The organism is Psychrobacter proteolyticus (assembly GCF_039762275.1).
GTDB classification, from domain to species: Bacteria; Pseudomonadota; Gammaproteobacteria; order Pseudomonadales; family Moraxellaceae; genus Psychrobacter; species Psychrobacter proteolyticus_C.
The window spans coordinates 1-24,282 of record NZ_JBDLOB010000008.1; the positions used below are offsets into that span (position 1 = coordinate 1).

20 protein-coding genes and 2 riboswitches are annotated in these 24,282 nt (G+C 43.9%); of the genes, 11 read left to right on the forward strand and 9 right to left on the reverse strand.

The features are described from left to right. Nucleotides 1-233 precede the first annotated feature (233 nt). The 3 genes from sppA (at nt 234) to ABFV72_RS11260 (ending at nt 3,314) form a co-directional block, all read left to right on the forward strand. Complete coding sequence (sppA, locus tag ABFV72_RS11250; protein WP_290175450.1) at nt 234-1,286, forward strand: signal peptide peptidase SppA; 1,053 nt, start codon at nt 234-236, stop codon at nt 1,284-1,286. Between the two features lie 280 nt (nt 1,287-1,566). Continuing rightward, a complete protein-coding gene (locus ABFV72_RS11255; protein ID WP_347163751.1) occupies nt 1,567-2,457 on the forward strand; it encodes an alpha/beta fold hydrolase in 891 nt (296 codons plus the stop codon). 68 nt (nt 2,458-2,525) lie between these two features. Further along, entirely contained in the window at nt 2,526-3,314 is a 789-nt protein-coding gene (locus ABFV72_RS11260) for a CPBP family intramembrane glutamic endopeptidase (RefSeq protein ID WP_347163752.1), read from the forward strand. Between the two features lie 81 nt (nt 3,315-3,395). Here the strand turns inward: ABFV72_RS11260 and dusA are convergent, their stop codons facing one another. From dusA to ABFV72_RS11275, 3 genes are all read right to left on the reverse strand, one after another. Next, nucleotides 3,396-4,379, reverse strand: coding sequence for a tRNA dihydrouridine(20/20a) synthase DusA (dusA, locus tag ABFV72_RS11265; protein WP_347163754.1), 984 nt, complete (start codon nt 4,377-4,379; stop codon nt 3,396-3,398). Between the two features lie 131 nt (nt 4,380-4,510). After that, nucleotides 4,511-5,815: an MFS transporter gene (locus ABFV72_RS11270; RefSeq protein WP_347163756.1), complete on the reverse strand. Its 1,305-nt coding sequence runs from the start codon at nt 5,813-5,815 to the stop codon at nt 4,511-4,513. 230 nt (nt 5,816-6,045) lie between these two features. Next, the gene (locus ABFV72_RS11275) at nt 6,046-7,680 is read right to left on the reverse strand and encodes a phospholipase D family protein (RefSeq protein ID WP_347163757.1); all 1,635 of its coding nucleotides are present in this window, start codon (nt 7,678-7,680) and stop codon (nt 6,046-6,048) included. Between the two features lie 446 nt (nt 7,681-8,126). On the opposite strand from ABFV72_RS11275, the gene ABFV72_RS11280 reads away from it, so the two are divergent. From ABFV72_RS11280 to ABFV72_RS11295, 4 genes are all read left to right on the forward strand, one after another. Then, nucleotides 8,127-9,401, forward strand: a complete 1,275-nt coding sequence (locus ABFV72_RS11280) for an O-succinylhomoserine sulfhydrylase (RefSeq protein WP_347163759.1) — start codon at nt 8,127-8,129, stop codon at nt 9,399-9,401. A 111-nt stretch (nt 9,402-9,512) separates the two neighbouring features. Continuing rightward, on the forward strand, nt 9,513-9,842 hold the full coding sequence (locus tag ABFV72_RS11285; RefSeq protein ID WP_045445429.1) for a YbaB/EbfC family nucleoid-associated protein: 330 nt from the start codon (nt 9,513-9,515) through the stop codon (nt 9,840-9,842). A 117-nt stretch (nt 9,843-9,959) separates the two neighbouring features. Further along, nucleotides 9,960-10,553 (forward strand): recombination mediator RecR, encoded by a 594-nt coding sequence (gene recR / locus ABFV72_RS11290; RefSeq protein WP_347163761.1) that lies wholly within the window; start codon nt 9,960-9,962, stop codon nt 10,551-10,553. Between the two features lie 135 nt (nt 10,554-10,688). Further along, nucleotides 10,689-12,029, forward strand: a complete 1,341-nt coding sequence (locus tag ABFV72_RS11295; RefSeq protein WP_347163762.1) for a ribonuclease D — start codon at nt 10,689-10,691, stop codon at nt 12,027-12,029. 95 nt (nt 12,030-12,124) lie between these two features. On the opposite strand, the gene ABFV72_RS11300 is transcribed toward ABFV72_RS11295, so the two are convergent. The 5 genes from ABFV72_RS11300 to gcvT all read right to left on the reverse strand — a co-directional run bounded on the left by ABFV72_RS11300 (nt 12,125) and on the right by gcvT (nt 18,788). After that, entirely contained in the window at nt 12,125-12,814 is a 690-nt protein-coding gene (locus tag ABFV72_RS11300) for an esterase/lipase family protein (RefSeq protein ID WP_347163763.1), read from the reverse strand. A gap of 207 nt (nt 12,815-13,021) precedes the next feature. Next, entirely contained in the window at nt 13,022-15,919 is a 2,898-nt protein-coding gene (gene gcvP, locus ABFV72_RS11305) for an aminomethyl-transferring glycine dehydrogenase (protein ID WP_347163764.1), read from the reverse strand. Nucleotides 15,920-15,983: 64 nt separating this feature from the next. Further along, nucleotides 15,984-16,742, reverse strand: coding sequence for a nitroreductase family protein (locus tag ABFV72_RS11310; RefSeq protein ID WP_347163765.1), 759 nt, complete (start codon nt 16,740-16,742; stop codon nt 15,984-15,986). 366 nt (nt 16,743-17,108) lie between these two features. Continuing rightward, nucleotides 17,109-17,489, reverse strand: coding sequence for a glycine cleavage system protein GcvH (gcvH, locus tag ABFV72_RS11315; RefSeq protein WP_057760766.1), 381 nt, complete (start codon nt 17,487-17,489; stop codon nt 17,109-17,111). Between the two features lie 117 nt (nt 17,490-17,606). Further along, the gene (gene gcvT / locus ABFV72_RS11320; protein WP_347163767.1) at nt 17,607-18,788 is read right to left on the reverse strand and encodes a glycine cleavage system aminomethyltransferase GcvT; all 1,182 of its coding nucleotides are present in this window, start codon (nt 18,786-18,788) and stop codon (nt 17,607-17,609) included. 168 nt (nt 18,789-18,956) lie between these two features. Next, nucleotides 18,957-19,105, reverse strand: a riboswitch (glycine riboswitch). Between the two features lie 69 nt (nt 19,106-19,174). After that, a riboswitch (glycine riboswitch) is annotated at nt 19,175-19,314 on the reverse strand. A 249-nt stretch (nt 19,315-19,563) separates the two neighbouring features. Between gcvT and ABFV72_RS11325 the strand changes: the two genes are divergently transcribed. The 4 genes from ABFV72_RS11325 to ABFV72_RS11340 all read left to right on the forward strand — a co-directional run bounded on the left by ABFV72_RS11325 (nt 19,564) and on the right by ABFV72_RS11340 (nt 23,284). Continuing rightward, nucleotides 19,564-19,884 carry a YcgL domain-containing protein gene (locus tag ABFV72_RS11325; protein WP_057760762.1) on the forward strand — a complete coding sequence of 107 codons (321 nt, stop codon included), beginning with the start codon at nt 19,564-19,566 and terminating at the stop codon, nt 19,882-19,884. 263 nt (nt 19,885-20,147) lie between these two features. Next, a complete protein-coding gene (locus tag ABFV72_RS11330) occupies nt 20,148-20,744 on the forward strand; it encodes a hypothetical protein (protein ID WP_201579572.1) in 597 nt (198 codons plus the stop codon). 299 nt (nt 20,745-21,043) lie between these two features. Beyond that, nucleotides 21,044-21,907: an AAA family ATPase gene (locus ABFV72_RS11335; RefSeq protein WP_101205695.1), complete on the forward strand. Its 864-nt coding sequence runs from the start codon at nt 21,044-21,046 to the stop codon at nt 21,905-21,907. A gap of 153 nt (nt 21,908-22,060) precedes the next feature. Continuing rightward, nucleotides 22,061-23,284 carry a vWA domain-containing protein gene (locus tag ABFV72_RS11340; RefSeq protein WP_101205694.1) on the forward strand — a complete coding sequence of 408 codons (1,224 nt, stop codon included), beginning with the start codon at nt 22,061-22,063 and terminating at the stop codon, nt 23,282-23,284. A 134-nt stretch (nt 23,285-23,418) separates the two neighbouring features. On the opposite strand, the gene ABFV72_RS11345 is transcribed toward ABFV72_RS11340, so the two are convergent. Further along, nucleotides 23,419-24,231, reverse strand: coding sequence for a phosphodiester glycosidase family protein (locus ABFV72_RS11345; RefSeq protein WP_347163769.1), 813 nt, complete (start codon nt 24,229-24,231; stop codon nt 23,419-23,421). Nucleotides 24,232-24,282: the final 51 nt, after the last annotated feature.

Genomic DNA, 24,282 nt, shown 5'->3' on the forward strand with positions numbered 1-24,282 from the left:
ACAGGTCGCTGACTATTAATACAGGTCGCTGACTATTAATACAGGTCGCTGACTATTAATACAGGTCGCTGACTATTAATACAGGTCGCTGACTATTAATACAGGTCGCTGACTATTAATACAGGTCACAGATACTGTGAGACAGTATCAGTCAGGTATACACTACCGCTTTAACTGTATTTCTCGACAACCTCATTTTATTGTTTTAGATTGTTTCTAACTTAGGAAGTTATATGCCCAACTGGCCACCAGACCCTAACAAACGTCCTGATAATTCGGCAAATCAGCCAACGCAACCGCAGCAACCAAGCCCGCCAAGTGGACAAGAATGGAAGGTGCTGGAAAACACGTTATTAGCGAGTGTGGTTGAGCAGCGCCGCGCTCGTCGTTGGAGTATCTTTTTTAAACTACTGACCTTTGGTTATATCCTATTGATATTTTTGACCCTTGGTCGTGGTTGCAGCAGTGCGCCAACAGGTATGGACGCAGTCGATACTAGCGATCCACATTTAGCAGTGGTTGAGCTGCAAGGCGTCATCAGTAATGACGATGTGGCCAATGCGTATGATGTTAATGAAGCCTTGAGAGACGCTTTTGCAAACAGTAACTCAAAAGCAGTGGCCTTAGATATTAACTCACCTGGCGGTTCACCGGTACAGTCTGATGAGATTTGGCAGACCATGATGGATTTACGCCAAGAGTACCCAGACAAAAAGCTATATGCGGTGATTGGTGATATCGGTGCGTCAGGTGCTTATTATATTGCATCTGCTGCAGATGAGATTTATGTCAATCCATCAAGTTTGGTCGGCTCTATCGGTGTCATTATGCCAAGCTATAACGTCAAAGGTTTGATGGACAAAGTTGGCGTAGAAGATCGTACGATTACGGCTGGTGAGTATAAAGATATCTTAAGCTTATCTCGTCCGTTGACTGACTATGAAGAAAATCATGTTGAAAAAGTACTAGCAAACACGCACAAGCATTTTATCAATGCTGTCAAAGAAGGGCGCGGCGACCGTCTGAAAAATCCTGAGCAAAACAAACTGTTCTCAGGGTTATTCTGGACAGGTGAGCAGTCTATTGAGCTAGGCTTAGCAGATAAAACAGGTAGTATCACAAGTCTAAGTAAGCAACTAGATCTAGATACTATCATTAGCTATAGCCCAACTGATCCGTTCCAAATGTTTATGGATCGTTTTGCAGTGAAGTTAGGTGCAGGTATTGGCTCTAGCGTTAGTCTCGACGTATTGCCACAAGAAAGTAACACTGGGCAGATGCGTTAAGCGTTTTATGTTTTAGATATAATGTGTATGATTGTTAAGGCTGAGCATATAATTGTGCTCAGCCTTAATTGTATGCAATACCAAATAAAAAACCTTAGCCCAAGTGATAGCCTGATTGAATTAGCTATACAACTATAACCATCAAACATAGTCGTCAAACTTGCCATATAAACATGGTTGGTTTTGAAGGGGTTAGTTTTGATGCTGTTGGTTTTAATAATGGTACAAGGTTCAATCATTAAAATAATATATAACATAAACGATCCCACGAGAGTCTGTCATGAGTGATGAAATAAATTTGCAGTCCTTTGCTAAACTGCCTGTCTCTAAAATAACCAATAAACCTGTGCTGCATTTTGCCCATGCTAATGGAATGCCAAGCGCGGTATATGAGCCATTTTTTGAAGGTTTATCAGAATTTTTTACGGTTGAATATATTGCGATGTTGGGTGATACGCCTGATTATCCAGTGGACGATCATTGGCGCAGTTTGACGCAGCAAATTATTGATAGCGTAAACAGAGCCTGCGAAAAGCATGGCGTTGCACAGGTAGTAGGAGTGGGGCATTCGCTTGGGGCTATGTGTACGTTGCAGGCCACGTATCGTCAGCCTGAACTGTTTGCACAAGCGGTACTTATGGACCCGCCTTGGATTTATGGCAAAGTCAGCTTGTTGTGGCATTTGGCAAAGACAGCAGACAGATTACCGCTTATGAATAATCGTCTGATGGACAAGCTATCACCAGCTGGCGTTTCCAAGCATCGCCGTGATGTGTGGGATAGCCGGGATGAAGCATATGAGAAAATGCGACATAAAGGGTTTTTTAAGAATTTTGATGAGCGCAGCTTTCAAGGATATATCGATCACGGCTTGCATGAGCGTGCTGATGGCAAAGTAACATTGGCTATCCCTAAAGCCAGCGAAGTCGCTGTGTTCCGTACCAATCCTTCTTGGTATTGGCTGGCACCGAATCGTGGCCCTAAAGTGCCTGTGACTTTAATCATTGGTCAAGACAGTATTTTTTTGAAACGTCGCTTTCCGCAGCAGATAAAATCGCGCTTAGGCATTCCTTATGAGATTCACGAAGGAGGGCATATGTTCCCACTTGAGCATCCAGAGTCTGTCTCAAAGCTAGTGCTAGGATTGATCAAGCAGCAACTGTCAAAATAAACGCAACATATTATCAGTCATGCTTGTAATGGATATGAGCTGCCAGAGTATTTTTAAGTGATACCTTTATGCAGAAGAACCTAATTGCGCCATCTAGTACGACTGTCTCACCTAAGTCTCTGCCGCTATTTTCGCGCGTGGGTACATTCGTCCTGACAGTAGGAATGGTGCTTGCTTTTTTTATCAGTCAGTTGGTAGGTGTCTATATCGCTGGCAAGCTGGTATTACCTGCCGATGAAAGGACATCGGTAGGGCGTATATTCTATTTTGGTAGTAATGATGGAACGGTCGTGAGCCTGTCTATACTTATCGGCTGTATATTGCTAGTGGCAATTAGCGTGCTTATCATTCGTTTAAAAGGTGGCAGTCTGCGTCAATATCTAGTGCTAAAGCCGTTCTCACTGTCGGTGGGTATAGGCATGCTTGGGCTACTACTGATATTTATGATTGCCAGTCAGACACTGACGTATGTACTCGATATGGCGCCGCTGGTGTTTGTTGATCCTCTTTATCATTCAGTCAGTTCGGTTTGGCTATTGGTCTTTGCTATGGTGGTCGTCGCACCAATTTATGAAGAGGTTATCTTTCGCGGTATATTGTGGTCTGCCATCGTAGAACAGTTCACAGCACCTTCATATTCAGCGAATCATGGGGCGATTGTCGCCAGCATTGTGACAAGTTTGATATTCGCTGTGATCCATGTACAGTATGGTATCTATGAGATTAGTACCATCGTAGTGTTGGCATTGATATTTTGCTATGCACGGATTAAGTCAGGCTCGCTATTACTGCCAATCGTACTACACATTGTCAATAATGGTGCAGCGATGTGGCAGTATATTGCGCAAGCGGCGTAGATGAAATACTAGCCTCAATGATTGCTACTATATAAATTATATCGAAATAGTTAGATATAAAAATTTGGCTACGCGTTAGGATTATGCATCAGGATTTAATAGTAGCACTTCATCGGCAGCTCGCTTGATATCATCAATCGTCAGCTGAGGTTTGCCGCTCAATGCTTGACGCCATTTACGCGCGCCCATCAGACCTTGGAAGAGTCCTAAATAATGCCGTGTCATTGTTGGCAACGCCTCGCCTTTTGCGAGTTGTTCTTCGAGATATGGATAAAGCTGCGCTAAAATCTCTGAGCGCTTAGGTATTGTCTCAGGAGTTGCCTCGTTCCATAAGCTATTGGCCTCTGCTAATAGATATGGGTTGTGATAAAACGCCCGACCAATCATCACGCCATCGATATGCTGTAGGTGCGTTCGGATGTCCTCAATTGTATCGATACCGCCATTGATTTCGATATCTAGCTTAGGAAAATCCTGCTTTAGACGGTACACATCATCGTAACGCAGCGGTGGTATCTCGCGATTTTGCTTAGGGCTGAGCCCCTGCAACCATGCCGTACGCGCATGTACGATAAAGCGGGTACAACCTGCCGCTGCTACTGTCTGTACAAAGTCCACCATAAACTCATAACTATCAAAGTCATCGATACCAATACGATGTTTGACCGTCACTGGGATATCGACTGCAGCTTGCATGTGCTTGACCAAATCAGCGACGGTCTGAGGTTCTGCCATCAGACAGGCACCTATCTTATTGTGCTGTACGCGATCTGAGGGGCAGCCAACATTGATATTGACTTCATCATAGCCATATTGCTGAGCAAACTCTGCGCATTGCGTCATCTCATTGATGTCTGCACCGCCGAGCTGCAATACAAGAGGGTGCTCAAGTGTATCGAAGCGCAAATGCCGTGCTCGATTGCCATAAATCAATGCACCAGTACTGATCATCTCGGTATAAAGATAGGTATGCGGATTAAACAGTCGCGCAAAATAACGATAATCTGTCGTAGTCCAGTCGATCATTGGCGCAACTGAGAGGCGTTTGTTGGTCATATCAACCATGGTCATCAAGCCTTAATATTTGTGTCTTAAATAAATGGAGAAGGTGCAATGGATGAGACAACCCATTGCACCTTATTTTCAAGATTTTTTAGAGCTTCAAGCGTTATGCGAGGCGGCGATTAACTGTTTACTTATACAATAACGTGGTCAATCTTTTTCAACTCGGGCAAATTATAAAAATAAAGCCCCATGATAATACCGATAAAGCCAATAAAGGCAATGTACAGTGCTGGTGAAAAGCTTACTAGAGTCGTGGCGTATCCAAGACCAAAAGGTATTAGCACACCAGTAATGCCCTGTGTGACATTGTTGCAAAAAGCAACGCCAGTCAGACGTACATTGGTCGGAAACAGCTCTACAAGGATAGCAGGGACCATACCAATCACGCCAGCACAGAAGCCCAAAATCGCATACATGATTAATATATAATCACCGCCCGCCTGCAAATGGTAAAAGAACGCCAGCATTTGGGCAATCAGTAAAATTGAACCGATTGCCAACACTTTACCAAAATTCTCATGATTAGAAATCATCCCATAGAATATACAGCCAAAAATGATAAATATGATGCCCAGGCTATGGGAGAACCCGAATAAATCACTGTCCAACGAAAAGTTTATCTCTATCAAGTCTGGTAATAGCAAAACGATAACAGTAGAAATGCTAGAGATTACTAACGTCAGCACCATACCGATAAAAATAGAATGCTTGCAGTGTTTAAAAAGTAACGTCAGTGGCTTGCCTGCATTTTTACTTGCCTTCGGCTTTACGAGTGCCAAGAAGAAAGGCGTCTCTCCAACCATTCGCCACACCAATAACGGCAAAGCACTTAGTACAGCGGCCACTAAAAATGGCAAGCGCCATCCATATTCAGTTAACTCAGCGGTAGTCATAAAGCTAGAGAGCCACATAAAAAATGCATTTGAAAATAGCACACCCACAAAGAAGCTGGCAGTCACATAGCTACAGGCTACTGATAAATACTGTCTGGGCACATGCTCTGCCACAAATACCCAAGATAAGGGAACATAAAGTCCGTATGCCATACCCTGTATGATTCTTAACAAAATGAATAAAGCAGGCGCAAAGATGCCCCATTGTGCATAAGTTGGCAAAAATGCCATTGCGAGGAGACTACATGCGGTGACTATGATACTTAGCAATAAAACGGGCTTTCTACCTTTTATATCACCATAACGACCGATGAGAACACCTCCGATTGGACGTGCTAAATAACCGATAACAAAAAGCCCCATTCCTTGCAGCTTAGCAACTCTAGGATCAGCATTAGCAGGAAAAATCGCTGCTGAAACAATATCTGAGATATACAAGTAAATCAAAAAATCAAAAAATATCACAGCGCTGATGAAGCTAATGAACATCACTATGTTTTTGTCTTTAGTAGACATTAGGGCGTATTGAGAACGAGACGGCATAATAGATCACATATCCACAGAGTAAAGTGGTCATTAAGACGATCATCGTTTGGATAACCGGCCATGGTAAAAACGGCAAATCAAGATATATAAAAGATGATTTGCCGAAACAATAAGTTGGGAGTTTAAAATAAAAGTTTTTGAATGGTACTTTGTTTACTTAATACAACTGAGTCGCAAAACTAAATGTTCTAATGGTCTAGAGCTGTCGAAATTAATAAGCTATATATTTACAACAGCCAGTCAATGGGCAACCAAGACATAATGGTTAGCCAAACATGGTCACCCATGTCCACTCGGGGCTCGGAGTCATAGACTACCTTTTCGCCTTTTTCCGTGGTGTGCCACTGCAGATTGCCATTTTCTAGCAGCTTGACTTCATACGCTTGATTTAATAGATCGTCGCTCAAGGCACCATGCAGCTGCCTTGCTAGCTCATCATCATTAATGATTACGCCCATTTCGGTATTGATATTGGCAGAGCGTGGGTCAACGTTGTATGAACCGATAAAGACTTGATAATCATCTACTGCAAACGTTTTTGCGTGCAAACTGGTCGATGATTGGCTACGTGCCCGCCACAGTTTGTTATCACGTTTTTCTTCAGCAGCGGTTGATTTTAGCTCATATATTTTGACGCCTGAACGAAGCAGGCGAGGTCGCCACTGGCTATAACCAGAATGCACTGCAGTCACATCGGTCGCATCAAATGAGTTGGTTAATATCTTAATATCGACACCAGCTTCAGCCAACTTAACCAATGTATCAACGCCATCTTTGGTCGGTACAAAATAAGAAGAAATAATCGTCAATTTCTTGGTTGGGCTACCAAGCAAGTTACGCAACTGATGAACCAAGTTGGTATCGGCAGGAACCGTTTTGCTTAGTTTGCCAACATTATCACTTAAGAATTGCATGTCGGTCCAACGGAAAGGCACACGCTTATTAATCAAGTCACTATCAATCGTAGAGTCTTTGATCGCAGCCTTATAAACCGTCAAGCTGCTGCCTTCGTTGTTTTCTTCATCCAGACCGAGTTTATCTAAGGCCTTTAAAAAATCCGGTGTGACGTCATTATCAAATTTCGCTAGGGTCTCGATATCAAATGATAAAGGCGATGACCAATAGTCATAAAAACTGTTATCAATATCTGCGACGACTTTACCGATAAGTAAGACATCCAAATCTGCAAATTGGCTACTTTGATCATTACTAAGGTATTCGTTGCCGATATTACGCCCACCGATGATGGTAATCTGCTTATCAAAGGTCATGCTCTTATTGTGCATGCGGCGATTGATACGCGGCAGACCAGTCACATAGTTCAACGTCGGAAACTTACGATGCATCAAAGGGTTGATGATACGCACCGCGATATTGGGATGACTGGCAAAACGTAATAAATGCTGATCGAACTTGGCACTATTATTAAAATCATCTAACAATAAGCGCACAATCACACCGCGCTCAGCCGCGTCCCATAAGTCTTTTAGTAGAAGCTGACCAGCCTGATCGTTATGCCAAATATAATACTGCGCATCAATATTACGCGTGGCCATATCTGTCAGGATGCTACGTGCCGCAAAAGCATTCGCTCCGGTCACGATTGGGTGATAACCAGACAAGTCAGGATGAATATCGTTTTGCGCACTAATAGCAGAAACCAAATCAGTGCTGCTGGTCTTAATCGTCTCACCTTGCGTCGTTTGCTCGTCTGAATATAGCGCTTCTACGCGTGCTGATAGTGCTTGGCTTTCCGGTAAATGTGGCTGCTTGGGCAAACTCTGGCAAGCACTAAGACCTAAAGTCAGTCCTAGGGTTAGACTCAACGATAAGCTGCTTGGTTCTATACTGAACATCGACATAACGAATTTACCTTAATGAGCCTAAATGTACTGATAAATAATGATTCTGAGTGTTTGCAACACTCTTGTTAGATGTATTACCAGACTGTTGTTGTATTATGCATGGCAAAATCTAAATCGTCGCTAAGCTTAGCAGCTGTTGCGATATCTGCCTATTATAAATACGTTATTTTTGTTAGATTTAGCGCACGAAATCATTGTTTTTTAAGTAGTGTTTAATTATATATGTGGCATATTTTAAGCAGTAGAATTGATACATCTTTGGTATTCGAAAATAATATTTAGTGGCCATTTGAAACTAGCTGTGCGGAATAAGTCGACATGATATGATAACGCTGATAAATTCGGTCGATAATCAGAAGAATAAGCAGTCATTTTGTTTCAATTAAAAGACCAACCAATAAAATACTAATCAATAAAATACCAACCAAAGTAACGGAACGTTTATGAATCAGTCGCAAAACCATGATGAGAGCAGTTTGAACAAGTTAGATCCAAACTGGCGCAACGATGCCTTAGATTTAGGTCTTGATTATGGCATGCAGACCATCGCAGTGCGGGCAGGTCAACACCGTACAGACGAAGGCGAGCATTCAGAGCCTATTTTTACCACCAGCTCTTACGTTTATCGTTCAGCTGCTGATGCCGCTGCTCATTTTGACGGTACAAAAACAGGCAATGTCTACTCGCGTCATACCAATCCAAGCGTACGTACTTTTGAGCGTCGCTTGGCTGCGTTAGAAAATGGTGAACGCGCGGTTGCGACAGCTTCTGGTATGGGCGCTATTTTGACCATGTGTTTGGCATACCTAAAAGCGGGTGACCATTTGCTAGCGGCCAACCAGTTATTCGGCTCATCTATCGGTCTGTTTAACAACTATATGGCCAAGTTTGGTGTTGAAGTCAGCTACGTTGATTGCTTCGACAATGAGGCATGGGCCAATGCGGTTCAACCAAATACCAAGGTGATCTATTGCGAAAGCCCAAGTAATCCATTGGCACAGATTTGCGATATCGGTTATTTGAGTCAGCTATGTAAAGCCAATGATATATTACTCGTCGTTGATAACTGCTTTGCGACACCAGCATTGCAGCGCCCATTAGATTTGGGTGCGGATGTGGTCATTCACTCTGCGACCAAATATTTGGATGGTCAGGGTCGAGTATTAGGCGGTGCGTTGGTCGGTAGTGATGAACTGATGCAAGAAGCATTTACCGTGGTGCGCTCAGGTGGTATTAGCATGAGTCCGTTCAATGCTTGGGTATTTACTAAGGGGCTTGAAACGCTTAAATTGCGTATGCAAGCGCATTGCCAAAATGCCAATCAAGTGGCAGAGTTTTTGGTCAATCATCCTAATGTCAGTACTGTGCATTTCTCAGGCTTGAGTGACCATTCTGCGCACGAGCTTGCTACACGTCAGCATCATATGAAGAATGGTTACGGTGCTATTATGGGTTTTGAAGTCAAGGCATCTGATAGCCGTGATACCAAAGAAGCGGCGTGGCATGTGATTGATTCAACCCAAATGGTCTCTATCACCAATAACTTGGGCGATGCCAAAACCACGATTACTCATCCTGCAACCACGACGCATTTCCGCTTAACTGCTGAGGCTCGTGCCGAAGCTGGCGTTAAAGATGGTCTGATTCGTCTATCGGTAGGTCTAGAAGATGTGGAAGATATTATCAAAGACTTGGCACGTGGTTTAGACAGTTTGTAAAGATAACGGTATAATCTGCACTAACGCATTGCATTAACTTTACGTTATTAATTATTCATTACTATACGCACTAGCATAAAATACAAACCATAAATAACAAAAGAGGCAACTATGAACATTCAAGCATTGATGCAACAAGCACAAACGATGCAAAAGAAAGTAGAAGCGAACGTTGAAAACGCTAAGAAAGAACTTGCTAACAAAGAAGTGCAAGCAGAAGCGGGCAGTGGACTAGTTAAAGTAACGATGACTGGTCGTCATGTGGTTAAGCGTTTGACTATTGATCCAAGTCTGTTAGAAGATGAGCCAGATATGATCGAAGATCTTATCGCTGCTGCTATCAATGATGCGGTTCGTCAAGCAGATGCACTATATGAAGAAACGATGGCTGGCGCGACCTCGGGCATGGGTCTGCCACCAGGTATGCAAGGCATGTTTTAAGCATTAAATACTTCATACTAAAGACAAAAATGGGGTTGTTATCGATACGATACGACCCCATTTTTATAGCTACGATTTATAAATTCAGTTAGATAAAGTCAACTAAAGGAAGCTACTTTGCTTACAGCCAAATTTGATCAGCTGGTCAAACAGCTGCGTATATTGCCAGGCGTTGGTCAAAAAAGTGCCCAACGAATGGCGTTACATCTGCTCAGTAAAAAACGCCCACAAGGCATGGCACTCGCCCAAGCACTAGATGAAGCGATGCGTGATATTGTTGAATGTCAGCGTTGCCATAGCTTTAGTGATGAGGCTGTATGTCCGCTATGCCAAGACGTTAGACGTGATGACAGTCTGCTATGCGTGGTCGAGACAGCAGCAGATGTGATGGCGATTGAACAGACAGCTGGTTATCGTGGACGTTATTTTGTGTTGGGCGGGCATCTATCGCCAATTGATGGTGTCAGCGCCGACGACTTAAATATTGATCAGCTCGTATGGCGAGTGAAGCAAGAACCTGTCGAAGAGCTAATACTGGCAACGGGTACGACTGTCGAAGGGCAGACTACGGCGCACTTTATCAGTGAAGCTGTCAGTCGTCATGTTAATAGAGTAACGCGATTAGCCCAAGGTGTACCGATGGGTGGCGAGCTTGAGTATCTGGATAGTATGACGCTCGGTCAAGCCATGCAAAATCGTTCTTTTTTATAATGTTTTGATTGCTTCAAAGTCTTACCCAATTCATTTCTTGGAATTGTTATAATTACTTTATTATTGTTTATCTTTTAATTTTATTAAGGCGCGGTTTAGCGTTTTATTTTCTCCTATTAATGCAGGTATCTGCCCGTGTCCAATAACGTTTCAAACGCCTTAGCTCAATCAAATGCTTCTGATATCAATGATGGCTCATTACCAGAAGCCGCTAATACTGAGCCAATGTCAGCAGCCACTTCATCTGAGTCAGTGTCTAATACTCCAGATGCTGAGGTGCTAGATATTGATGCACTATTGGATATTGCTGATGATGTTGCTATTACTTGGGTACGTAAGCAAAGCGAGTTAGATGAGGTTATTGATGCCTTAGCGACTTGCGGACGCGTGGCCTTAGATACTGAGTTTATCAAGCGTGACACTTATTATCCGCGCTTGGCACTGGTGCAATTAAATACTGGTAATCATGTTTATCTACTGGATGCACCGCAGTTGCAACTGGCTGAGCTGTGGGAAGCGCTACGCAAAGTAGATGTTGCTATTTGGCATGCCTGCGGCGAAGATTTGGGCATTTTTTATCTGTTGTCTGGCTGCCCACCGTTGACCAATATCTTCGATACGCAAATTGCGTTGTCTTATCTGACGGGTCAATTACAAATGGGGTATCAGCAGGCACTGGCTGATCAGCTAGATATGCATATTGATAAAGAACATAGTCAGTCTGATTGGCTCCAGCGTCCGTTGACAGATGAGCAAGAGCAATATGCCATCGACGATGTGCGTTATTTGCCAGCGCTATATCTCAGTATCGAGCATGCACTTAAGGCGCAAGGGTTATACGATTATGTTTGGGCCGACTGTCAGCTTTATGCCAGTGATTTGTATGACTCGCAGCACGTCGAAGATGAAGCGATGTATCTAACAATGGCAGATTATCGCTATAACTCGCAGCAAATGGCGATACTCAAAGGAGTGGCTACATGGCGAGAAGAGCTGGCACGCGCGACCAATCAACCGCGTACCTTTGTGATAAAAAAACAAGCAGTACGAGAGATTGTCACTGAAAAGCCAAACAGCATGCGCGAGCTGGCACATAAAACGACCATGCACCGTAGTATGCTGCGACTATATGGCGAAGAGCTGCTGAAAGTAATCAGAGATGCCAAAAGTCTACCGTCTACAGAGCATCCAGACTGTCTAGTGCCGCCATACCGCTCAAAAAATAAAGTATTATCAAAAGCAGTGCAGCAAACGATTGATGAGCATGCGCGCGAAATCGGTATACCTGCCAGTGTATTGATGCGTAAAAAATGGCTAGGACAATTATATGAAGTGGTTGCTCTTGATAAAGATGTGAGCGAACTGCCACAAGGGCTAAAAGGTTGGCGTAACGATTGGATCATTAAAACCTTAATTCCAGTCATCAAAAAGCATAAAACCGAACTGCAGCAGGGCATGGGTATTCGTGTTCAATAAGGAGTCGCTCAACCAAGCAGCGTTCGATAAGGCACCGTTTAACAAGAAATCGTTTGATAAGACTGAAAACTGACACTCAAGTATTCATACAGCTCTTAGCGTTTAAATCGTCCATGCTCTAAAAAGTATCGAGTCTGCTCGGCGACCTCTGGATTCACTAGCATGCCAGTATGTGAGACTGGCATGACGATATGATCAGCTGCAGACTCTATTTTCGTCTCCTCTATATATACTGTCCCGTCATGTACAAGCTGCTCGTTAAGGGGTGGCTTATCAGATTTGCGCAGTTTGCGATTATGATATTGCAAAAACAGCTGACCTAGACCATAAGGTCGGTTGCCAGCGATGACGCCTAGCGTCACATGTTTGGGCAATAGTGCGACTGTGCCGTCGAGTGCGTCGACATATGAGCGACCTACGACAACAGGAGTCAATCGCCAAATATAATCTGCACAAATACTGCCTATATGCGGTGTCCCTAGAGTCACGCAACGTCCAATTTTCCATTTTGGATACTGAGCAACAAAATCACGAATGATTAAACCACCCAAGCTATGCCCAACCAAGTCTATAGGATGATCTAGGTGATGATTTGTTTCTAGCCAGCTATTTAGGCGGGCGCTATTGGTCTTAATACCATCACGCATACTACGGTAGCCATACTGATGGGTATCAAATCCTGCTGCTTGCAGGCGCTTGGCTAATGGTCGCATAATCCATGGGGTTTGATGCAACCCATGGATTAGAATGACGCGAGTTTTTTGTTTAGGCGCTTTATGTTGCATAGTATTGTCCAAATGATTGCTTCAGAAATTCAAGATAAATTGCTTATTATAAATATAAGCTTTTATTGCACTGAGTTCTTATCGTTTATTTTATTGATAATATTACCTACTAATGTAATAGATAAAAAGTCAGCAAAATAAAAACCTCCAAGTCAGCTGCTGACTTGGAGGTTTTTTACTACAGAGAATAACTATCGAAAATGATAATTACATATAGTTTTCGATACTTGGGCAAGAGCACATTAGGTTCTTATCACCATAAGCATCATCGACACGCGCGACACTTGGCCAGAACTTGTTTGCACGAATGTACGGCAGTGGGAATGCAGCAGTCTCACGGCTGTATGGATGCGTCCACTCTTCGCCAGTAATCATAGCTGCGGTATGCGGTGCATTGACTAATGGGTTGTCTTCTAGCGTCCAGTTATCTTCACCAGCTTTGGCTTTCATGGCTTCAGCTTTGATAGATTTTAACGCACTGATAAAGCGATCCAACTCTTCTTTTGACTCAGACTCAGTTGGCTCAATCATAAGCGTGCCAGCGACTGGGAAGCTCATTGTTGGTGAATGGAAACCATAATCCATCAAGCGCTTCGCAATATCGCTTTCTGTGATGCCAGTCTCTTCTTTTAACGGACGAATATCGATGATACATTCGTGAGCCACACGGCCGTTTTTACCTGCATACAAAACAGGGTAGTGACCTTTTAGTTCGGCTGCCACGTAGTTTGCGTTCAGTAATGCCAACTCCGTTGCTTTTAATAAGCCATCACGGCCCATCATAGCAATATACATCCACGAAATAGGTAAGATGCTTGCTGAACCATAAGGTGCTGCTGATACGGCTGAGCAGTCTTTTTGTGCATTGTGTACAGGGCTCAAGGTATGGTTGGCCATAAACGTTGCCAAATGCGCCTTCATACCGATAGGGCCCATGCCTGGACCACCGCCGCCATGCGGGATACAGAAAGTTTTGTGCAAGTTCATGTGCAATACATCAGCACCAACGTCTGCAGGCTGCATCATGCCTACCTGAGCATTCATGTTCGCGCCGTCCATATAGACCTGACCACCATGTTTGTGAGTCAAATCACAGATATGACGGATGCCTTCTTCGAACACACCATGCGTCGATGGATAAGTGATCATTAAAGCACCTAGGCGATCGCTGTATTCTTCACATTTGGCGGTTAGATCATCGATATCAACGTTGCCGTTTTCATCAGTTTTGACCACGACCACTTGCATACCCATCATCATAGCGGTAGCAGGGTTGGTACCGTGCGCCGACATAGGAATTAGGCAAACATCGCGATTGGTTTCGCCCAATGACTCATGATAACGGCGAATCGCTAACAGACCAGCATATTCACCAGAAGCGCCAGAGTTTGGCTGCATAGAGACATCATCAAAACCAGTAATGGCTTTTAATTGATCTTGTAAGCTATCGATCATCGCGATATAGCCAGTAACTTGATCACGCGGTGCAAAAGGATGCACGTTGGCAAATTCAGGCCAAGTAATCGGTAGCATCTCACTGGTGGCGTTTAGCTTCATAGTACAGCTACCCAGTGAAATCATGCTGCGGTTCATCGCCAAATCTTTGTCTTCAAGCGACTTTAGGTAGCGTAGCATTTCATGCTCGGTATGATGCGAATTGAATACTGGATGAGTCAAAATGTCATCCGTACGCAAGTGTGCGCTATCTAGAGAGACGCGAGCTGTTTCAGGTAGATCGTGTGACTTGTTGACGAATAGCTGAGTCAACGTGTTGAAGTCTTGCTGATCGCTGGTTTCACTAAAGGCAACGCTTAATCTGGTGTCGCTTAAACGCCATAAGTTATAGCCAACGTTATCTGCATTTTTGAAAATTTGAGTAGCCAATTTCTCTGAACCACAATCAACCACGACTGTATCGAAGAATTGATCATGTACCACGCTCAAGCTGCTGTCGTTAGATTCTGTGATAGCATCAGCAAACGCAGTGGCAAAAGCATGAATACGAGTGGCAATACGCTTAACGCCGCCTGGACCATGATATACCGCGTACATGCCAGCGAGGTTGGCTAGCAATACTTGTGAGGTACAGATGTTTGAGTTGGCTTTTTCGCGGCGGATATGCTGCTCACGCGTTTGTAGAGCCATACGCAGTGCTGTATTGCCTTGAGCGTCTTTTGAGACACCAATGATACGACCAGGCGCTGAACGCTTGGCTTTATCAGAGAACGCAAAATAAGCGGCATGTGGACCACCGAAGCCCATTGGAATACCGAAACGCTGCGTGCTACCTAGCGCTACGTCAGCACCCATGTCAGCTGGTGATTTCAATAGTACCAAGCTCATGATGTCACTGACGACGCTGACGTAAGTCTTGTTTTCTTTTACGGCCGCGATGACGTCTGTTAAGTCTTTCACATCGCCTTCAGCACCGACATACTGGAATAGCGCACCGAAATAATCGCCAGATTTAGCCGTTTCAAAATCACCAACGACCACTTCCCAACCGAAGTACTTAGCACGAGTATTGATAACATCTAGCGTTTGTGGATAGACACGCTCGTCGACGAAATACTGCGTTGATTTACTTTTGCTCACACGCTTTGACATCGCCATTGCTTCTGCCGCTGCTGTTGCTTCATCAAGCAATGACGCACCAGCTAATTCAAGACCAGTCAAATCGATACAAACTTGTTGGAAGTTCAGCAATGCTTCTAGACGACCTTGAGCGATTTCCGCTTGATAAGGTGTATAAGCGGTATACCAGCCTGGATTTTCAAGAACGTTGCGCTGAATGACCGCAGGCATACGAACCGGAGAGTAGCCTTGACCGATATAGCTTTTGTTAACAGTGATGTCGTCTGCCATCGTGCGTAGTTTGGCAAGTGCAGCGTGCTCACTCATCGCTACTGGCAAATCCAACTCTTTGTGCAAACGTACTGGCTCAGGCACAGTGTCATTGATAAAGCTTTGCATATCTTTATAACCAGCAGCGCTAAGTAGGTCAGCTTGCTTGGTCTCGTTCGAACCTAAGTGGCGATAGACAAATTCAGCTTCGTTGAACAATCCTTGAAAGGTATCAAACGATGGGTTTTGAGAGATAGTCATGACAATCCTTGGTTAAGGGAGTAATAAACAAAATAGCAATTAAGGGAATAATGTGAGCGGTACGTTATACGTAATGCACAAACTGTTTTTGATCAAAACGGAACTGGGTGTTGTAAACGCCATTGTCAGCACGTTCACCTGCGCCAATCATCATAATGATATGCTGATCGTCGCCTAGGCCTAGTAATCGCTTCATAGCAGGCTCATCAAAGCCGCCCATAGCACAGCTATCAAATCCATGAGCACGTAGTGCTAGCATGAGGTTTTCGGCGGCAAGCGCGGTGTTATTGGTTGCCCAGTTTTTGGTATCTTCAAACGTATAGTAAGGCGATTTGATTGGGCCCTTTACGCGTCTGACCACTTGCGTCGCGCCCCATTTCGCAGCCGAAACCACGTTGGCTGGGCCGCGCAGAAAGTCCATCGTGACAACTTTGTTGTAGTAGTCTTTCACTTTCTTTGGCACTGGCTGATCAGGGTATTCGCGCAATACTTGCTTAGCGTGATCATGCCAAACGTCAGTACGAGCAACGATGGCAATCAAACGGGCTGATGTTTTTGCTGCGTTTTGATTCATGCAGTTTTTGACGGCGCGCTTGCGATTGTCAGCATCATCGATAACATAAAATTCCCACGGCTGTAGGTTGCTAGAGTTTGGCGCTAGCATGGCCAAACGCAGACAGTCTGCCAATACGTCATCAGGGATAGGTGTGTCAGTAAAACGGCGCACGGAACGGCGTGACTCTACGATATCGCGAAATGCTTGTAGCTGCGGCATATGGCTTGGCGTGGCGATGGGGTCTTTATTATCGGTGTTGGCATTCATATTAGGATCCATGCTGAGAATTGGGTTATCAGTTTGAGTCATTATTGATAGCACGTATTCATTGGGATTCGAATAGGTGATCAATACGAGTCAATGAGATAACGCTTGGTAGCAATAACATCGGACGATAATGATTGTTGGAGATCTACATATAAAGCTGCTTTCAAATAATAAGCATGGTCAATGAGCCAATACTTTTAATGAGAAAGGTTGTTCAAACTGTTTAAATAGAGAGTATAGATACCAGCTGCTGCCAGTATCTATGATGTTTAGTCGGGGCTAGTGCTTTGTATGAGTTAAAGTCTTACAAATGCTAATGTCTTGTGAGAGCATGCTTAGCTTACGTGCTTATCTTACGTGCTTAGCTTATAAGTCGCTTTCGTACTCGTCAGCAGTCATTAGTGCTTCGTAGTCAGCGATGTTGTCAGGCTTCATTCTGAAGAACCAACCTTCGCCGTATGGGTCAGAGTTGATGATTTCAGGATCATCTTCTAGTGCTTCGTTGATAGCGATCACTTCACCTGAAATAGGGGCATAAACATCAGAAGCCGCTTTTACTGATTCAACAACTGAGATTTCGTCATCGACAGCGATGATATCGCCCACATCTGGTAGCTCAACGAATACCACATCACCCAATAGATCTTGAGCATGGTCAGTGATACCAACAGTGATTGTACCGTCGTCTTCTAGGCGTAGCCATTCGTGACTCGCAATATATTTTAGCTCTGCTGGGATGTTGCTCATGGTCTCTCTCCTAAGTGATAGAGGTTAATTAACAAAAATAATGGAGGCTAGGCGTGTCGCCATTTTTATAATCGTATGTAAAATGACAACGCGCTCTAATGATAGAATTTATAAGACCTAAGAGTCAAACTGTTGCTTGCCGTTACGGACAAAAGGTAGCTTCAATACGCGTACATCGACGAACTTACCTTTACCGCGTAGATCGACTTGTACGCTGTCGTCTTCTGATAAGCTGGCAGGTACACGAGCAATCGCGATTGAATTTTTTAGGCTAGGGGAGAATGTGCCACTGGTGATAATGCCAGTTTGCTCGTTATCAGTGCCTTGATTGATAGTCACTGTCATCCCTTCACGCAATACGCCACGCGTGGTCAATAGCAGACCCACTTGCTTCATAGCAGTGTTGTATTCTTTTGACTGCTTACGTTTGCTGACCAATGCTTCGCGGCCGACAAAGGCACGATCGTCTTTGAGCGCTAGCGTCCAGCCCATATTGCACTCGTAAGGGCTGATGGTCTCGTCCATGTCATGACCATAAAGGTTCATGCCCGCCTCCATACGCAAGGTATCACGTGCGCCAAGACCGGCAGGTTTGATGCCATTTGCTTTTAATTGCTCAAAGAAAGCAGGGGCATCATCAGCATGCATAATGACTTCGACGCCATCTTCACCAGTATAGCCAGTACGAGCCACAAACCAATCGGTGCCTTCGATATCGGTCAAGTCAGCACCAACGAAAGGTTTTAGTGTTGCTAAAGTATCCGCCCAGCTTGGTTTGGCCTGAGCCAGTTTTGCAATCGCATTTGGACCTTGCACGGCGAGCATCGCCAGCTCAGGACGCTCGGTAATCATAATATTGAAACCTTCGGCGACTTTATTAAACTGTGCTAAGTCTTTGTCACGAGTGGCTGCGTTAGAAACGATACGGTACTCAGTTTCTTCTGCATTCATCAGGTAGACGATCAAATCATCGATGACGCCGCCTTGCTCATTGAGCATACCAGAGTACAGCGCTTTACCAGCGGTAGTGAGTTTGTTGACATCGTTTGCGAGCAGCTTTTGTAGCCATGCTTTAGTATCAGCGCCTTTGATGTCAGTCACAACCATATGTGAGACATCAAACATACCTGCATCTGTGCGTACTGCTTCGTGCTCTTCGATTTGTGAACCGTAATGAATGGGCAATTCCCAACCAGAAAAATCGACCAGTTTGCCCTCACTATCAATATGAGACTGGTAAAAAGGGGTGCGCTGAGGAGCTTGGTTGCTGCTAGAGTCTTGAGAATGGGTATCAGTCATAACAAATCCTTATGTGTACATCAGTCGTACTCAGCAGAGTAGGGAGTGATGCGCAACGTAAAAGTAACGAGAAGCAATATTGCAAGGTGCAAATATCACATCAAAGGGTGACACAGAAAGCAAAGATGAAGACGTAAGCCAAACGGACGCTGTACGTCGGTTTGAGCTAAAGCCCTATCTGTCCTGTGACCTGAGATTTTCAACACGAACCATCATTTTTGGGCGGTTATATGAGCCCTATCGTCGATGATAGCGTATTTTCTCCCCTTCGGTGGGTAAGACGTCGTCCGTGCTTACCACTCTCCAGATTTGTTATGCCTTATGTTTGATAAAAAAGTAGTGGGCTATGAGTGTCATACTACTAAACATTACCAAACAACAGTGACATGCGTTTTTCAGTCCTTTTACCTGAGCGATTGGCAGGGTGGATGCGCCTTCGGTGGTTATCCAGCAATTGCGATAATTGTATAACCAATAGGGTTCAATACAAAAACGATGCTGATAAACTCTCTCCTGAAAAACGCTTTTATTATGAAAGGTTCAAAGCGCTTTTACAAGTCATCAAAGCCATTAAAATAAATAAATTTGGCAAAAATAATGTTTTGATAGGGCAGTCTGTCAAATAGGTTATGTTTTACAACGATATTTTTATCGCTCATATCAGCGTTTTATCTGTGTGTTTTGACAAAAATTACGATAGCAAAACGCAAAGCGACTACTGGTATTTGCCTGAAATATGCTAACCTACGCCCATAGTTTCTGATAGGTGGTTTTTATGCATTGCGATATTTATAAATTTCCCAAACACGACGACATGTATATCTACATTGCGCGTCCTGATTATCCTGATGATACTGATGAGATCAAAGACTGGCTTGGCGTATTACCAAAAGATTTCCGTGCAGGTTTAGGTCGTAGTAAGTTCGTCATGCATCTGGACTTATCAACTAAAGATAAGCTCGCTCGTGTCGATAAAGAAGAAGTGCTGGCAAAACTGCAGTCTCAAGGCTACTTTGTGCAGTTGCCGCCGCAAGACGTGATGCGCCGCCAAGCAGAGCTGCGTGCTCGTGAATCGCAGGACAGCATCTACAATTAATAGATTTGTCAGCAAGTAAGTGTGGTAGGACATATATCAGTACGCTACCTTAAAAACAGCGTCGATAGAAACCTACGGCACACTTGCCCACATGCATTTGGGTAGAGAGTCGTGATAAACTGACACTCTACGCAATGCATATATAAGCTTACATAATGCATAAGTTCATTATGTAGTTGGCCTCATTCTGGTTCTACAGAACGCACATATACCGCTAGACACAGATTGTGTCACCGGCGATAAACGCAGGTAAATAAACACGCATGGACTGGTTAAAAAATATCTTACATAGCTTACCGCTAGAGTCTATCAGTGACATTCTCGGTGAGATTGCCATTTGGTGGGGCCAAATGGTAAAGGATGTCCCGCCCGCTGATTTGCCGATGTATGCTTATCTGGGCGGTGCTGTTTTGGTACTAGTGCTATGGATACTCGTTGCTCGTGTACTGCCAAAACCATTGGGCGGTATGAGCTGGATGGTTCTGTTTGCAGTATTATTAGCACCAGGTACTGCACTTGGCGATCCGAGCGAGCTTGCACCAGCCAGCATTAGCGTCGTCTATGCTGTGATGATGAAAGATTACGCAGGCGCGGTTGCTAATATGTTGCCGATATTGGTGATACTGGTCGCAGGGTTGTTTGTTGGTTTTGTATGGCAGTTGATACGCAGCGCATTTGCATCAAGCTTGGACAAAGCCCGTAGCCGCAGCGCAGAAGATACACAGGCAACGTTACAAATGACCACAGGCAGTTATTTGCCAGAAGGCGCTACCGTAACTGAACAGCCTGATACTAACGTAAGCTTAAAAAAAGACAGTACGTTGGCTAAAAAAACAGATAGCGATACGTCTGATAAGTGATAAAAATAAGCTAGGCGTTGAGACAAAATTACTGTCTTAAAAGTTATTTGATACCCGAAAAAAAAGACACCGCTGGGTGTCTTTTTTTATGCCAGATTGTTTATTAGGCATATAAATAATTGCTCACTATACATTGCACATAACAATTGTTAATAAATGCGAACGCATGAGTATTTTGGCAATGCATCAGGCTGTGCTAATCTAATTTATTCTTTACCAATTTATTCGTTATTAGTCATTTATGTTTTAGACCTATCCATTTATAACAACTCATCTATAACAACAATCGAGATCTGATTATGACCACAGCCGACAATACTAAGAAAAACTTTACTGGTACCAGTAGTTATATTGCTACCGATGATTTGCAACTGGCCGTAAATGCCGCCATGACTTTACAAAAGCCATTGCTGATAAAAGGCGAGCCTGGCACAGGTAAGACGTTGCTTGCCGAAGAAGTTGCTGAGAGTTTGGGTATGCCACTGATTACTTGGCACGTCAAATCGACGACTAAGGCTGAGCAAGGACTGTACGAGTATGATGCAGTATCACGCCTGCGCGATTCGCAGTTGGGTGATGATAAGGTCTATGACATTGCCAACTATATCAAGCCGGGCAAGCTGTGGGACGCTTTTACCAGTACAGAGCGTAGCGTACTGCTGATTGATGAGATTGATAAAGCCGATATCGAGTTCCCAAATGACTTGCTACATGAGCTTGATAAGATGTCTTTTTATGTTTATGAGACGGGCGAGACTATAACAGCGGCGCAGCGTCCAGTGGTTATTATTACTTCAAACAATGAAAAAGAGCTACCAGATGCGTTTTTACGTCGTTGCTTCTTCCATTATATTGACTTTCCAGAAGAAGAAACCATGCGCCAAATCATCGAAGTGCATTTTCCAGATATTCAAGAAAAACTGGTCAATGATGCATTGGATATCTTCTATAAGCTGCGCGGTATTCAAGGTCTTAAAAAGCCACCATCAACGTCTGAGTTGGTCGATTGGTTAACCTTGTTACTTGCTGATGATATGGCTCAGGACGAGCTAGAAGAAAATCTGCGCGGCGAGAAATCTATTCCACCTCTATATGGCGCATTGCTCAAAAACGAAGCAGACGTGAGTTTATTACAACGTTTTGCCAATATGATGCGTCGTTAATGTTTGCCGCTTGCGTTGGCTTTAATATCTTGTGTCCGATATCGGATGTCTATTATGAAGGTCAACGCAAGCGCTCAACCTGTGACTGTACCAATTAATGATATCAGCAATATCACCAGATAATAATATCAGCCAATAAGTGATACGACTCTTATGTTTATCAAACTATTCTATACCTTGCGTACTTATGGCGTGCCAGTCAGTACGCGTGAGCTGCTCGATCTCAATGCCGCATTAGACAAAGGGCTGATGATGCAGTCGCATCCTGAAGATCCAGCACTGACTACTTTTGCCAGCCGCGAAGATATGTATCGGCTGATTCGACTGTGCATGGTCAAAGACGAGCGCCATTTTGATAAGTTCGATCGGGCTATGGCGGATTATTTTGAAGGTGTCGATAGTCTCGATATGGATGAGCTATTAGCCAAGCTAACGGACGTGCCCAAAGAATGGCTGGATCTAAAGCTCGACCCAAAGAATCTGACTGAAGAGCAAAGACGATTACTGAAAAAGTACGGCTCGCTTGAAGAGCTGATGAAGGCGTTAGAAGAACGGTTAAAAGAGCAAAAAGAACGTCATCAAGGTGGTAGTAAATGGGTAGGGACGGGCGGTACTTCGCCATTTGGTGCCTATGGCGACCATCCAGAAGGCGTGCGTGTCGGCGGTGAGTCTCGCAAACGCAGCGCAGCAAAAGTTTGGGAGCAGCGTAAATATCGCAATCTCGATGACGACAATCAGCTCGGTACTCGCCAAATTCAGATGGCGCTACGCAATCTGCGTCAGTTTGCGCGGACTGGCAGTGCTGACGAGCTAGATATTCATGAGACGATTAAACGCACGGCAAAAAAGGGTGTGCTCGATATACATATGCAGGCAGAGCGCCGTAACCGTGTCAAAGTGCTAATGTTGTTTGATGTGGGCGGCAGTATGGATATCCATGTCGAAGCGCTCGAAAAACTGTTTTCTGCGGCAAAAAATGAATTTAAAACCTTAGAGTTCTTTTATTTCCATAACTGCTTGTATGACTATGTGTGGAAGGACAACAATCGTCGCCATAGTGCACCGATGCCAACATTTGAGCTACTCAATAAATATGGCCGAGAGTATCGTGTTATCTTCGTCGGTGATGCATCGATGTCACCTTATGAGCTAATGACAGTCGGTGGTAGCGTAGAGTATATGAATAATGAAGCGGGCATCGTATGGCTGAAGCGAGTACTTGAGCATTTTGATAAAGTAACTTGGCTCAATCCTGAAAACCCGTCGTATTGGCAATATACGCAAACCATCGTTGAGATTAAAAAGCTGTTCGAAAATAAAATGTATCCGATGACGCTACATGGTGTTGAAGAAATGACTCAGTATATGGCACGGTAATATTAGTCTACATTTGGACGAGTAATATAAAAAAGCACTTAAAGCGACGTTATCGTTTTAAGTGCTTTTTTATTGAGTGTAATTCCAATTTTGAGGAGGTATATTAGCGACAAATGCTATGGTAAAGAGGGATGTTATTGTTTATTTTCAACCAATCCAATCATCACGCCCATCTCTTTTTTATCTTGCTTATCGATACTAGGCGCATACAACGCTGAGGCAATACCACCGTCTAAAAACAGCGCGTTTGAACAACCTAGCTCATTCTTAAATAGCTCTGCAAACTGATAAAAGGTCACAGGCTCATCGCTATTAACGAGCTGTATACTGCCATCACGGCAAACGCCTGCACCATTACGCAGTTTGATTGAGCTGCTATCAGAGTTAAACTGTGGGTGTATCTCGTCATTGATGACAAGCATAGGACCCGATTGCGTTGCATACCAAGGCTGCACATCACCATTGTTTAGCTGCTCATTTAACGCATTACTTTCGGTGATTTGCACGTTGCCAGCTTTGTCCCACCACATAACCCCATTAGGTAATAGATGAAAATTACCGCCACCTTCTTTTGTATTTAGCGATTTGAGTTCTTTGCCTTCGATAACTGTATAGCCAATCGGCGCATAGTGTGCATTATACATGCCTGCATTCATCGCAAAGTTAAGGGTCTCATTGTTCGGTAATGTGGCCAATAACGCATCAAAGGTCAGCAGAGGCTCATTGTTATCAGAGGATTGCCAGAATAGTTGTAATGAATAACGCTCGCTCGCTAACGCGGTAGCATCCACTCGGCAAACGCTATAAATAAAGGGTGTGTCTTCAGTCTGACATGACCAGCTATCGGTATCGCTACTAGCCGCATTGGTATTTGTCTGCTGGCAAGCGCTCAGACCCAGCGCAAGCACTATCGTTGATAGGAATAAGGTAAAAATAGAACTTGGCATCAATCACGCGTCTTTTAATGTATAAATTATTTAAGTTTGGTTGCTATCTAC